Annotated in this window: 13 protein-coding genes and 1 riboswitch; of the genes, 3 read left to right on the top strand and 10 right to left on the bottom strand. The window is 72.5% G+C overall.

The annotated features are described in order from the left end of the window. Positions 1 to 167: 167 nt before the first annotated feature. The 7 genes from ACWGIS_RS34170 to ACWGIS_RS34140 all read right to left on the bottom strand — a co-directional run bounded on the left by ACWGIS_RS34170 (position 168) and on the right by ACWGIS_RS34140 (position 4,992). Positions 168 to 623 (bottom strand): PH domain-containing protein, encoded by a 456-nt coding sequence (locus tag ACWGIS_RS34170; protein WP_453366385.1) that lies wholly within the window; start codon positions 621 to 623, stop codon positions 168 to 170. Between the two features lie 20 nt (positions 624 to 643). Next, the gene (gene hisG, locus ACWGIS_RS34165; protein WP_453366384.1) at positions 644 to 1,501 is read right to left on the bottom strand and encodes an ATP phosphoribosyltransferase; all 858 of its coding nucleotides are present in this window, start codon (positions 1,499 to 1,501) and stop codon (positions 644 to 646) included. A gap of 53 nt (positions 1,502 to 1,554) precedes the next feature. After that, a complete protein-coding gene (locus ACWGIS_RS34160; RefSeq protein ID WP_121404457.1) occupies positions 1,555 to 1,827 on the bottom strand; it encodes a phosphoribosyl-ATP diphosphatase in 273 nt (90 codons plus the stop codon). Positions 1,828 to 1,861: 34 nt separating this feature from the next. Further along, positions 1,862 to 2,347: a 6,7-dimethyl-8-ribityllumazine synthase gene (gene ribH / locus ACWGIS_RS34155; RefSeq protein WP_358852666.1), complete on the bottom strand. Its 486-nt coding sequence runs from the start codon at positions 2,345 to 2,347 to the stop codon at positions 1,862 to 1,864. Between the two features lie 82 nt (positions 2,348 to 2,429). Further along, entirely contained in the window at positions 2,430 to 3,719 is a 1,290-nt protein-coding gene (locus ACWGIS_RS34150) for a bifunctional 3,4-dihydroxy-2-butanone-4-phosphate synthase/GTP cyclohydrolase II (RefSeq protein WP_453366383.1), read from the bottom strand. Next, on the bottom strand, positions 3,716 to 4,360 hold the full coding sequence (locus ACWGIS_RS34145) for a nicotinamide mononucleotide transporter family protein (RefSeq protein WP_453366382.1): 645 nt from the start codon (positions 4,358 to 4,360) through the stop codon (positions 3,716 to 3,718). Before ACWGIS_RS34145 ends, ACWGIS_RS34150 begins: the two co-directional genes overlap by 4 nt. Then, positions 4,357 to 4,992 carry a riboflavin synthase gene (locus ACWGIS_RS34140; protein ID WP_453366381.1) on the bottom strand — a complete coding sequence of 212 codons (636 nt, stop codon included), beginning with the start codon at positions 4,990 to 4,992 and terminating at the stop codon, positions 4,357 to 4,359. Before ACWGIS_RS34140 ends, ACWGIS_RS34145 begins: the two co-directional genes overlap by 4 nt. Before the next feature lie 150 nt (positions 4,993 to 5,142). Then, a riboswitch (FMN riboswitch) is annotated at positions 5,143 to 5,273 on the bottom strand. Between the two features lie 410 nt (positions 5,274 to 5,683). Between ACWGIS_RS34140 and ACWGIS_RS34135 the strand changes: the two genes are divergently transcribed. Beyond that, a complete protein-coding gene (locus tag ACWGIS_RS34135; protein WP_453366380.1) occupies positions 5,684 to 6,418 on the top strand; it encodes an SDR family oxidoreductase in 735 nt (244 codons plus the stop codon). Positions 6,419 to 6,630: 212 nt separating this feature from the next. Here ACWGIS_RS34135 and ACWGIS_RS34130 read toward each other — a convergent pair whose 3' ends face one another. Continuing rightward, entirely contained in the window at positions 6,631 to 7,842 is a 1,212-nt protein-coding gene (locus ACWGIS_RS34130; RefSeq protein ID WP_453366379.1) for an ROK family transcriptional regulator, read from the bottom strand. A gap of 133 nt (positions 7,843 to 7,975) precedes the next feature. Between ACWGIS_RS34130 and ACWGIS_RS34125 the strand changes: the two genes are divergently transcribed. After that, the gene (locus tag ACWGIS_RS34125) at positions 7,976 to 9,187 is read left to right on the top strand and encodes an MFS transporter (protein WP_453366378.1); all 1,212 of its coding nucleotides are present in this window, start codon (positions 7,976 to 7,978) and stop codon (positions 9,185 to 9,187) included. Here the strand turns inward: ACWGIS_RS34125 and ACWGIS_RS34120 are convergent. Both ACWGIS_RS34120 and ACWGIS_RS34115 read right to left on the bottom strand, forming a co-directional pair. After that, positions 9,147 to 9,608: an acyl-CoA thioesterase gene (locus tag ACWGIS_RS34120; protein WP_453366377.1), complete on the bottom strand. Its 462-nt coding sequence runs from the start codon at positions 9,606 to 9,608 to the stop codon at positions 9,147 to 9,149. The two genes, ACWGIS_RS34125 and ACWGIS_RS34120, sit on opposite strands and share 41 nt — an antisense overlap. Before the next feature lie 88 nt (positions 9,609 to 9,696). Beyond that, the gene (locus ACWGIS_RS34115; RefSeq protein ID WP_453366376.1) at positions 9,697 to 10,962 is read right to left on the bottom strand and encodes an alginate lyase family protein; all 1,266 of its coding nucleotides are present in this window, start codon (positions 10,960 to 10,962) and stop codon (positions 9,697 to 9,699) included. A 122-nt stretch (positions 10,963 to 11,084) separates the two neighbouring features. Here ACWGIS_RS34115 and ACWGIS_RS34110 point away from each other — a divergent pair, with 122 nt between their 5' ends. After that, positions 11,085 to 12,506, top strand: coding sequence for a uracil-xanthine permease family protein (locus ACWGIS_RS34110; RefSeq protein ID WP_453366375.1), 1,422 nt, complete (start codon positions 11,085 to 11,087; stop codon positions 12,504 to 12,506). The last annotated feature ends 168 nt before the right edge of the window (positions 12,507 to 12,674 follow it).

Raw genomic sequence — 12,674 nt, 5'->3', positions numbered from 1 at the left:
GAGGGAGTCACTCCTCGGGTAGCAGGAGCCCCCGGGCACCGGTCGGAGCCACAGGGGCGGAGGCGCAACGAGAACGCCTCCGTCACCAGATTAATCAAGACACGGGCCGGAACGTCAGGGGAGGATCCCCCGAGCCGGCCCGGATTGTCTGTGAGACCGCTCTCGGTCTACCCCTCGGACTGCCCGGGGTCGTGGACCGCGCGGGCCTCGGCGAGGGCGCGCAGGGCGCGGGCGTCCTCGATGGCCCGCTGCTTGGCGATGCCGGGCTGGATGCCGAGGGCGGGCATGCTCGTGCCGTCGCTGAGGTCCAGGAACACCCAGGGGTCGCCGGGACGCAGGTTGACCTGGAGGATTTCCGGCCATTCGAGGTGCCGCCGGCCGACGATGTTGACGACGGTCACCCCGTCCTCGTCGGCGACGACCTTGGGCCGGGCGAGCAGGAAGAGGACCCCGCACAGCAGGGCCGCGGTGAAGACGAAGCTGACGCGCTCCCCCGGGCTGAGCTGCTCCAGGAGCATCGCGACGGTGGTGATCACCACGAAGATCGCGGCGCCCGCGGTGAGCAGGACGGCCCGGGTGCGCGAGGGCCGGAAGGTGACAGGGAGCACGGGCGGTTCCGCCATGGGTGTGATCCGTCTCCCGGTCAGAGCCGGCAGGCGTGGATGGCGGTGGTGAGGATGGCCCGCGCGCCGAGCTCGTACAGGTCGTCCATGATCCGCTGGGCTTCCTTGGCGGGGACCATCGCGCGGACGGCGACCCAGCCCTCGTTGTGCAGGGGCGAGATGGTCGGCGACTCCAGGCCCGGGGTGAGCGCGACGGCCCGCTCCAGGTGCTCGGCGCGGCAGTCGTAGTCCATCATCACGTACGTCCGGGCGACCAGGACGCCCTGGAGGCGGCGGAGGAACTGCTGGACCTTGGGCTCGGTGGCCTCGTCGACGTCCGCGCCGACCCGCCGGACGACGACGGCCTCGGACTTCATGATGGGCTCGCCGAAGACCTCCAGGCCCGCGTTGCGCAGCGAGGTGCCGGTCTCGACGACGTCCGCGATGACCTCGGCGACGCCGAGCTCGATGGCGGTCTCGACGGCTCCGTCGAGGTGCACGACGGAGGCGTCGACGCCCTTGTCGGCGAGGTACTTGTCGACGATGCCCTCGTAGGAGGTGGCGACGGTCATGCCGGTGAGGTCCTCGACCGTCGTGGCCGTGCCCGGCTTGGTGGCGAAGCGGAAGGTGGAGCGGGCGAAGCCGAGCGGGAGGATCTCCTCCGCGTTGGCCCCGGAGTCGATGAGCAGGTCGCGGCCGGTGATGCCGATGTCGAGCCGCCCGGAGGAGACGTAGATCGCGATGTCGCGGGGGCGGAGGTAGAAGAACTCGACCTCGTTGACCGGGTCGACGATGCGCAGCTCCTTGGACTCCCGGCGCTGCTGGTAGCCGGCCTCATGCAGCATCTCCGCCGCAGGGCCTGACAGGGAACCCTTGTTGGGGACGGCGATGCGCAGCATGAGGTCGGCTTCCTTTGTTCGTTCGTTCGTACGGTGCGGGAGCGGGGGACGGCTCAGAGGTGGGCGTAGACGTCGTCGAGGGTGATGCCGCGGGCGACCATCATCACCTGGACGTGGTAGAGCAGCTGCGAGATCTCCTCGGCGGCTGCCTCCTTGCCCTCGTACTCGGCGGCCATCCACACTTCGGCGGCCTCTTCGACGACCTTCTTGCCGATGGCATGGACCCCCTTCCCGACCAGTTCGGCGGTGCGGGAAGTGGCGGGGTCGCCGCTGGCGGCCTTGTGCTGGAGCTCGGTGAAGAGCTCCTCGAAAGTCTTCTTGGACATGGTGCTGCCTACCCTACGCGCAAGCGCCGGTGCCTCAGCGCCAGGGTTCGGATACCGAGCGCAGTGTGGCCGCGGTCGCCACGGCCGCGGTCACCGCCTCGTGCCCCTTGTCCTCGCGGGAGCCCTCGATGCCCGCGCGGTCGAGCGCCTGCTCCTCGGTGTCGCAGGTCAGCACGCCGAAGCCGACGGGGACGCCGGTCTCGATGGAGACCTGGGTCAGTCCCTGGGTGACGCCCTGGCAGACGTACTCGAAGTGCGGGGTCCCGCCGCGGATGACGACGCCGAGCGCGACGATCGCGTCGTAGCCGCGGCCCGCGAGGACCTTCGCGACGACCGGGAGTTCGAAGCTGCCCGGGACCCGGAGCAGGGTCGGCTCGTCGATCCCCAGTTCGTGCAGGGCGCGCAGGGCGCCGTCCACGAGGCCGTCCATCACCTTTTCGTGCCACTGTGCCGCGATGACCGCGACGCGCAGGTCGCCGCAGTTGCGTACGGACAGTTCAGGTGCACCCTTGCCGCTCACGTCTCTCCTCAGCGTTCTTTCTCGTACTGCTCGTGCTGTTCGTGCAGTTGATGCGTTGATGCAGTTCGTGCGGTTCGTGCTGTTACTGGTTGTTGCAGGCCGACACGGCGGTCGCGTCCAGCCAGGGCAGGTCGTGCCCCATCCGGTCCCGCTTGGTGCGCAGGTAGCGGAGGTTGTGCTCGCCCGCCTGGACGGGCATCGGCTCCCGGCGGATGACCTCCAGGCCGTGCCGCACGAGCGCCTCGGTCTTCTCCGGGTTGTTGGTCATCAGGCGCAGGCTGCGGACACCGAGGTCCTGGAGGATCTGCGCGCCGGCGCCGTAGTCGCGGGCGTCCGCGGGCAGACCCAGCTCCAGGTTGGCGTCGAGGGTGTCACGGCCGCGCTCCTGGAGTTCGTAGGCGCGCAGCTTGGACAGCAGTCCGATGCCGCGCCCCTCGTGCCCGCGCAGGTAGACGACGACTCCGCGGCCCTCGGCCTGGATGTTGAGCAGGGACGCCTCCAGCTGGGGGCCGCAGTCGCAGCGCAGCGAGTGGAAGACGTCGCCGGTGAGGCACTCGGAGTGGATGCGGACGAGGACGTCCTGGCCGTCGCCGATGTCGCCGTGGACCAGGGCGACGTGCTCGACGCCGTCCACGGTGGAGCGGTAGCCGAACGCGGTGAACTCGCCGAAGGCGGTGGGGAGCTGGACCTCGGCCTCGCGGCGCACGGTCGGCTCGGCGGTGCGGCGGTAGGCGATCAGGTCCTCGATGGAGATGATCGTCAGGCCGTGCTTGCGGGCGAAGGGGATCAGCTCGGGCAGCCGCAGCATGTGGCCGTCCTCGCCGGCGATCTCGACGATCGCTCCCGCGGGGCGCAGGCCGGCGAGGCGGGCGAGGTCGACGGCCGCCTCGGTGTGGCCGTTGCGGACCAGGACGCCGCCGGGCTTGGCGCGCAGCGGGAAGATGTGGCCGGGGCGCACGAAGTCGCCCGCCTCGGAGCCGCCGTCCGCGAGGAGCCGCAGGGTGGTGGCGCGGTCGGCCGCGGAGATGCCGGTGGTGACGCCGTGCGCGCCGCTCGCGTCGACGGAGACCGTGAAGGCCGTCTTCATCGACTCGGTGTTGTTGTCCACCATTTGAGGGAGCTGGAGGCGGTCCAGTTCGTCGCCCTCCATGGGCGCGCAGATCAGACCGCGGCACTCGCTCATCATGAAGGCGATGATCTCGGGGGTCGCCTTCTCGGCCGCGATGACGAGGTCGCCCTCGTTCTCGCGGTCCTCGTCGTCGACGACCACGACCGGGCGGCCGGCCGCGATGTCGGCGATGGCCCGCTCGACCGGGTCGAGCGCGAAGTCCTCGATGTTGTCGGTGCTGTACCAGACGGGCGCCGTGGTCATGCCGGGGCTCCTTCCAGGGTGGGCCGCGAACTCCGGCGGGAGCGCAGCCACCAGTCGCGCATGCCCCACAGGACGAGCGCGCCGTAGACGACGTAGACGAAACCGGAGAAGGCGAAGCCGTTGGCGAAGTTGAGGGGGACGCCCACCAGGTCGACGAGCAGCCAGGCGAACCAGAACTCGACCATGCCGCGCGCCTGGGCGTACATGGCGACGACGGTGCCGACGAAGATGTACGCGTCCGGCCAGGGGTCCCACGAGAGCGTGGGGTAGGCCGTGAAGAGGCCGCCGACCGCGAGGGTGCCGACCGCGGCGCCGGCCACCAGGCAGGCGCGTTCGCGCCAGGTGGCGAAGCGGACGGCGATGGAGCCGTCCTGCGCCCCGCCCCGGCCGCGGTTCCACTGCCACCAGCCCCAGAGGGCGACGGCCATGACGACGACCTGCTTGCCGGCGCTGCCCGAGAGGTGGGCCGTGGCGAAGGCGGCGAGCAGGATGACGCCGGACAGGAACTGCACGGGCCAGGTCCATATGGAGCGCCGCCAGCCGAGGGCGAGGGCGATCAGACCGATCGTGTTGCCGATCATGTCCGACCACTTGATGTGCTGGCCGAACAGCGTGAACGCCTCGGAGTTCAGCCAGTTCACGACGCCGCCCCCGGGAGGCCAGGCAGCCCGGCCGGCTGCTCAGCCCGCGCGCCGAGCAGCCGCTCGACGTACTTGGCGATGATGTCGACCTCGAGGTTGACCGGGTCGCCGGCCTGCTTGAGGCCGAGCGTGGTCAGCGCGAGCGTGGTGGGGATGAGGCTGACGGTGAAGAAGTCGGGGCCCGCCTCGACCACGGTGAGGCTGATGCCGTCGACCGTGACGGAGCCCTTCTCGACCACGTACCGGGACAGGCTCGCGGGCAGGGAGACCTTCACGATCTCCCAGTTCTCCGAGGGCCGGCGCTCCAGGACCGTGCCGGTGCCGTCGACGTGGCCCTGCACGATGTGCCCGCCGAGACGGGCGCCGACGGCGGTGGGGCGTTCGAGGTTGACGCGCGATCCGACGGACAGGGCGCCGAGGCTGGAGCGGTCCAGGGTCTCCGCCATGACGTCGGCGGTGAACTCGTCGCCCTCGTGGTCCACGACGGTCAGACAGACGCCGTTCACCGCGATGGAGTCGCCGTGCTGGGCGTCCTGAGTCACCACGGGTCCGCGGAGCCTGAAGCGGGACGCGTCGCCGAGGTTCTCGACGGCGGTGACCTCGCCCAGCTCTTCGACGATTCCGGTGAACACTTCCCGGGTCCTCCCTGCCTCTTGGGGCACGGACTCCGGGGCCTGTCGATGACGACAGAATCAACGGACGACGACATCAGGGGCGACGCCGGACGGAGGTCCGTCCACAGGGAACGGACCTACTACGGCGGCGTGCATGATGCCCGCCCGCCGCGCACTGCCTCCCATCCGGACTTTCACCGTCGGTCCAGGAATTTCACCTGGTCAACCGGCCACTGGATGCGGCCGGGTCGCGGACTGTAACCGCCGGTTCGGAATTACACCGACCCCGGAGTGCGCTGCTTCTGGTACAGGGCCAGTGTGCCACGCTGATCGGCACCCGTGCGGGTGAACCCCTGTGTGGTGGCTCACAGGACGGTTCCATGGACTTCTGTACCGCGCTCTGGCCAGGTCAACTCCGGTAAGCGCTACGGGATTCCAGGTTTGGTCCATACCTATTGACGCTCTGGTCTAGTCCTCTTAGGGTCGGCGATCACGGCCCCTTGAGCGGCCCCCGAGCGGCCCGGCGGCGGTGACGAAAGGCCCTTGCCCGCCGCCGGGTCTCACCATGGAGGGGACGGCCGGCAAGCGCGGCCGGGACGCCGACCCGGCGGCCCCGGCGGGGATGTCACATTCCACGGCCGTTTTCCGGTCGTACCGGAGCGAGGGCGTTCCAGTCGGGGACGTCCGGCGTCCCGAAGGGCTGAACGACATGAGCACAATCCTGGTGACCGGCGGCACCGGAACCCTCGGCCGGCTCGTCACGGAGCGGCTGCGCGCGGACGGCCACGAGGTGCGGGTGCTCAGCAGGCACGCGCAGCCGTACGCCGTCGACCTGCGCGCCGGCGGGCCCGGCCTGGACGCGGCCGTCGCCGGTGTGGACACGATCGTGCACTGCGCGAGCGCCCCGCGCGGTGACGAGCAGGCGGCCGCGCACCTGATCGCGGCGGCCCGGAAGGCGGACGTGCCGCACCTGCTCTACATCTCGATCGTCGGGGTGGACGCGGTGCCTCTCGGCTACTACCGGTCCAAGCTCGCCGTCGAGAAGCTCGTCGAGGAGTCCGGGCTCGGCTGGACGATCCTGCGCGCGACCCAGTTCCACGACTTGGTGGTGCGGCTGCTGGAAGGGCTCTCCAAGTCGCCGGTGCTGCTGCTCCCGGCTGGGGTGAGCGACCAGCCCGTCGAGGTCTCCGAGGTCGCCGACCGGCTGGCGGAACTGGCGGCCGGCGCTCCGGCGGGGCGCGTCGAGGACATGGGAGGACCCGAGGTCAGGACGTTCCCCTCGCTGGCGCGGGCGTATCTGCGGGCCGCCGGGAAGAAGCGCCCGCTGGTGGGAGTGCGGCTCGCGGGCAAGGCGTACCGGGGCATGCGGGCCGGCGGTCACCTGACCCCGGAGCACGCCGCCGGGAAGGGGACCTTCGAGGAGTACCTGGCGCGGCGCTTCTGACCTCCCGGCGGCCCGCCCGTCACCGCGCCCGCCCCCACCGGGGCACGAGCCGCACGCTGCCTGCCTGCCAAGGCGGTCCCCGTACGGCGCTCACGGCCCGGCGTGGAAGTGCCGGCCGGGAGTCCGAGCGTCGGCGCGAGCCCGGGAGTCCATGGCGTCGACGCGAGCCCCGGAACCCTGGCCGCCCGCGCGTGCCCCGAAAGCCTCCCGCCTCAGCCCGAGGCCGGGCGCGGCACCGCACGGTCCCCCGGCGGGAACAGCGCGTCCTGGGCGCCGTCGCGGGCCGTCAGGAGCGCGCCGCGCAGGACGGCCGTACCGCCGAGCGCACTCGCCCGGACCTCCGTCGGCAGCGGCGACATGCGCAGGAGCCGCCGCGAGACGCGTGAGGCCAGCGCCTGCCCGCCCGCCTGCCCGGTCTCGCCGCCGAGGACCACGCAGCCGGGGTCCAGCACGGCGATGACCGAGGCGGCGCCGATGGCGACGCGGTCGGCGAGGACGTCGAGGAACCGGACGGCTCCCGGGTCGCCGGGGGCCGCCACCGCCTCCCGCACCAGGGCCGCGGCGTGCGGCTCGTACGGTGGCGCGACCGCGGTGACGCCGTGCTCGGCCGCGAGGGCGGCGATGGCGGCGGACCCGGCCAGGGAGTGGAAGCCGCCCTCGCAGTCGGTCGCCGAGGGCAGGGTCGTGGTGCCCGGCACCGGAAGGAAGCCGATCTCCCCCGTGCCGCCGGAGGCGCCCCGGCGGAGGGCGCCGTCGAGCACGACGGCGGCACCGGTGCCGTGGCCGAGCCACAGCAGCACGAAGGTCTCGCGGTCGCGGGCCGCCCCGTCGCGCTGTTCGGCGAGGGCCGCGAGGTTGGTCTCGTTCTCCACCAGGACCCGGGCCGGCAGGCGTTCCTGGAGCGCCGCGATGAGCCGCCGGTGCCACTCCGGCAGGCCCGAGGAGTCGCGCAGTTCGCCGGAGGCCGGGTCGATCAGGCCGGGGGCGCCGATGCCGACCGTGTGCAGCCGTTCCGCGCCCGCGTCCTTGGCCGTGCGTTCGACCAGCGCGACGGCCTGCTCCACGGCGGCGCCCGTCCCCGCGTCGCCCGCGATCGGGAGCGAGGCCCGCCCGAGTTCGGCGCCGAGCAGGTCCGCGACGACGACCGTGACCCCCTCGGTCCTGACGTCCAGCGCGGCGAGCTGCGCGCGGTCGGCGACGATGCCGTACACCCGGGCGTTCGGGCCGCGGCGCTGTTCCCCGGACTCCCCCACGACCGCGATCAGGCCGGCGGCGGTGAGGCGTTCGACGAGGTCGGCGACGGTGGGCCGGGACAGTCCCGTGAGCTGCTTCAACCGGCCGGCCGTCAGGGGCCCTTCCTGCTGCAGGAGCCGCAGGGCGAGCCGGTCGTTGATGGCCCGGGCGGTGCTCGGAGATGCGGGCATGCCGGGATCCTTCCAGATGCGGAGGGCACGCGGCCCCGGGCCACCGGGCCCTGACCCCGTCTATTTATCAGGCAGGGTTCCTGATAGTTTACGACGGCAAGCGTCGGAGGACGTCCGGGAGGGGCAGCGGGGCATGAGCGAAGTGATCTACGACAAGCGCGAGTTGAGGCGGGCGCGGTACGCCGTGGCCGCCGTGTTCGCGGTGCACGGCGCGGTCACCGGCTCCTTCGCCACGCGCGTGCCGTGGATCCAGGACCACGCCGGTATCGGTGCGGGCCAGCTCGGCATCGCGCTCGCGTTCCCGGCGATCGGGGCGTCGGTGGCGATGCCGCTCGCGGGCCGGATCACGCACACCTTCGGCGCCCGTACGGCACTGCGCGGGCTACTGGCCCTGTGGACGCTGTCGCTGGTCCTGCCGGCCCTGGCGCCGAACCTGCTCACCCTGTGCCTCGCGCTCTTCGCGTACGGCGCCACCGCCGGCATGGCGGACGTGGCCATGAACGCGCTCGGGGTCGAGGTCGAGAACCGTCTCGACCGGTCGATCATGTCCGGGCTGCACGGCATGTGGAGCGCGGGCGCCCTGGCCGGCTCGGCGGCCGGCACCCTCGCCGCGCACCTCGGCTCGGACGCGCGCCTGCACCACGTCCTGGCGTCGGCGGTGCTGACCGTGCTCGGCCTGGTCGCCTGCCGCTGGGTGCTCGACCTGAAGCCCACGGAGGACGAGGAGCCGCCGCCGCGTTTCGCGCTGCCGCCCAAGTCGGCGCTGCTCATCGGCGCGGTCGGGTTCTGCGCGGTGTTCGCCGAGGGCGCGAGCCTGGACTGGTCGGCGGTCTACCTGCGGGACCAGCTGGAGACCTCGGCGGGGCTCGCGGCGGCCTCGACGACCGGCTTCACGCTCACCATGGCGATCGCGCGGCTGGCCGGCGACAAGGTCGTGGACCGCTTCGGGGCCGTGCACACCGTGCGCGTCGGGGGTGTCCTCGCCACGCTCGGTGGACTGCTGGTGGTGTTCGCCGGGCATCCGGCCGCCGCGATGGCGGGCTTCGCCCTGATGGGCCTCGGCATCGCGGTCGTCGTACCGCTGGCGTTCGCGGCGGCGGGGCGCAGCGGCCCCAACCCGAGCCTGGCCATCGCGGGCGTCGCCACCATCACCTACACGTCCGGGCTGGTGGCGCCGAGCGCGATCGGCACGCTGGCGCAGGCGACCAGCCTGATGGTGTCGTTCGGGCTGGTGACCGTGCTCGCGTGCGCCCTCGTCGTGTTCGCGGGCGTCCTGCGCGCCGGCGACCGCAACCGCACGCAGGTCAGTCCCGCGAGCGCAGCAGTTCCCGGCCCACGGCCCTGAACCGCTCGCTCCACGGCGTGGGGCGCAGCGTGCCGGCGTCGAGCCGGACGAGGACCCGGCTGCCGTGCGCGTAGGTCACCGCGCCGTCGGCCGAGCAGAAGCGGAAGCCGTACGTCAGTCCGGTGTTCCCGAGCCGCTCCAGCCAGAGGTGGACGGCGTACTCGCCGGGCCGGTTCACCGGGGCCTCGTAGCTGATCCGCAGCTCCTTGACCGCGTTGCAGAAGTCGCCCGCCGCCTCCCAGTCGCCCTCGAAGCCGAAGCCGCGCTCGTGCCACAGGGCGGTCCAGGCACGCTCGACCAGGACGGGATAGCGGGCGTTGTGGAGGAGTCCGAGGGCGTCCAGGTCGTCGAAGTGGACGGTGACGGGGACGAGCCGGCCGTCCCGCAGGGCGGGTACGGCGGGCGGTGCTTCGACGGTCACGGGCGGGGCTCCTGAGGGTGCCGGAGGAAAGGGTGCAACCGCCCCATACTAAGCAACCGCTCAGCAGCCCCCGCCGGGGAGGTGCAGGTCAGCCCGCTATCGAGTCCAGCTGCTCCGCCGCCGGCCGCAGGTACCAGAGGTCGCCGCCGGGCGGCGCCTCCAGCTCCGGGAGCGCGGCGCGGGCGGCCCGGTCCCCCGCGTCGGCGGCGGCGTGCACGACGTCGCTCGCGGCGAAGCGGTGGAACTCCAGCTCCGGGTACGGCCAGGGGCTCGCCCCGGTGGCGGCCGGCAGCAGGAAGCGGACGGCCTTGAACAGACTCTGCCCGTCCGGTCCTTCGTACGCCCAGAGGTTCACGCCGACGTGCCGGCCGACGGCCGCGAGCCGGGTGCAGGCGACCAGGTCGAAGGTCGAGTAGTGCCAGCTGCGGGTGCGGGCCAGCTCCTGCGGCTGGCTGCCGTCGGCGGCGATCTGCGGGTCGATGCGCGCGGACCGCGCGTCCAGGACGGTCCGCCGGGCGAGGTCCCGGTCGCCGGTCGCGGAGGCCAGGGCGGCGACCAGCAGGTCGTAGAAGGTGCCGTGGTTGTTCTTCGCGGCGCCCTCCTCCCGGCCGAAGGGGCTGTCGGTCAGCCAGTCGCGGAAGCCCGTGTTCCACTCGCGCATCGCGGAGCGGTCGCCCTTCGTCCAGCCCGGGGCGCCGGCCTCCAGGATCGCGACGGCGTCGAGGACGCTGGTGTACGACTGCGAGAAGTCGATGATGCCGATGGCCCGGCCGTCGTACCGGCACGGGATGAACTGCCCGTGGTCCAGGTTCGGGTTCATCCGGGTGTCCGGGTCGAGGAACCAGGTCCGCAGCACCGAGGCCGCCTTCTCGGCGTACCGCCGCTGCCCGGTGTAGTACCAGGCCAGGGACAGGTCGTAGGTGGAGTCGAAGACCTTCTCCGCGTCCTGACGGTCGGTGCCGGTGTCGACCTCGGGATTGCGCTGCCCGTCCCGCTGGACGTAGGGGCAGCCCCAGGGGTTGTCCGCGGTCCTGGGCTGCGAGGGCCACCAGTAGGGGGCCTGGCTCAGATAGTCGTGCACGTCGCCGCCGGGCGCCGGGCGGGGTTTGTCGACCACCGTCCAGGGGCCCTGGTCCAGCCAGCCGTCGGCGCGGGCCGTCAGGCCGCGGAGCGCGCTCACGAGCCGGGGATCGCCGCGGTCGAGCCGGGCCTTGGCCCGCTGGAGCCCGGCACCGTCCAGGACGACGGTTCTCGGGGCGCGGGGGGCCTCGTGGGCGGTGGCGGTGGGGGTGACACCGGCGGCGAGGGCGGCCACGGCCACCAGGACGACACCCAGGCGCGAGCGTGCGCGCATCGAGCACTCCGATCAAGTACATGAACGCAGTTCACGAGCAGGACCCGGTGAGCGTAGGACCCCCGCACAGCCCTGACAATGGTCCGGACACATTTCACGTACGAAGAAAGCGAAGCATCACCATGAATCTCGGCGTGCGCTGGAAGCTGCACGGTGACGGGCGCACGCCCGCGCCCGGAGCGGTGGTCCGCCCCGACGAACGCCTGTCGTGGCCCCGCACGGCCGGGCTCGGCGCCCAGCACGTGGTGGCCATGTTCGGGGCGTCCTTCGTCGCACCCGTGCTGATGGGCCTCGACCCCAATCTCGCGATCATGATGTCCGGCGTCGCGACCGTGATCTTCCTGCTCGCGACCCGCGGCCGGGTGCCCAGCTACCTCGGCTGCTCGCTGTCCTTCGTGGGCGTGGCCGCGGTGATCCGCGCCCAGGGCGGCACGAGCGCCACCGTGACCGGCGCGGTCCTGGTGGTGGGCGCCGCGATGTTCCTCGTGGGGCTCGCCGTGCAGCGGTTCGGGGCGCGGATCATCCACGCGGCCATGCCCCCGGTCGTCACCGGCGCGGTCGTCATGCTGATCGGCTTCAACCTCGCGCCCGTGACCGCCACCACCTACTGGCCGCAGGACCAGTGGACGGCGCTCCTCGTCATGCTGTTCACGGGCCTGGCCGTGGTGTGCCTGCGCGGCTTCTGGTCCCGCGTGGCGATCTTCCTGGGCCTGGTCTTCGGCTACGCGATCTCCTGGGTGTTCGACCGGGTCTTCGGCCGGATCCACTCGGTGGACGCGAGCGGCAAGCTCACCGACCACTGGCGGCTCGACCTCTCCGGGGTCGGCTCGGCGGACTGGGTCGGCCTGCCGTCCTTCCACGGGCCGAGCTTCCAGTGGTCGGCGATCCTCGTCGCGCTGCCGGTGGTGATCGCCCTCGTCGCCGAGAACGCCGGGCACGTGAAGGCCGTCGGCGAGATGACCGGCGACCCGCTGGACGACAAGCTGGGCACCGCGATCTCCGCGGACGGCGTCGCCTCCATGCTCTCCACGGCCGTCGGCGGCCCGCCGAACACGACGTACTCCGAGAACATCGGCGTGATGGCCGCGACCCGGGTCTACTCGACGGCCGCCTACTGGGCCGCCGCCGGCTTCGCGCTCCTCTTCGGCCTCTGCCCCAAGTTCGGCGCCGTCGTCGCCGCGATCCCGGGCGGCGTCCTCGGCGGCATCACCGTCATCCTGTACGGCATGATCGGCCTGCTCGGCGCGCAGATCTGGCTGAACGCGGGCGTCGATCTGCGCAACCCGCTGAATCTGGTGCCGGCCGCCGCGGGCATCGTCATCGGCGTCGGCAACGTCACCATGACCTTCACCGACACCTTCTCGCTGAGCGGCATCGCGCTCGGCACCGTCGTCGTGATCACCGGCTACCACGCCCTGCGGGCCATGGCCCCGGCCCACCTCAGGACGCAGGAGCCGCTGCTCGACTCCGGGACCTCCTCGTACGACGCCGCGGACGCCCCGGCGGACCCGGAGCCCGTTCGGGAGCGCCGCGCCGACTCGTAGGCGTGGGCGGTCCGGCAGGTCCCCGGGGTGTCGCCTCGGCGCCGGGCGCGCAGGGCTGACGCGGACGGGGCCCCCACTCCCCCGGTGGGCGCCGTTCCCCCGTTCCGGGGAAGCGTCCGGCCCGGCGGCACCGCCCCCGGGGCGGGCCGGGCACCCTGCCCACATGGC

The sequence above is a fragment of the Streptomyces sp. NPDC054842 genome (assembly GCF_053611025.1).
This window is presented reverse-complemented; position numbering and strand designations above follow the sequence as displayed.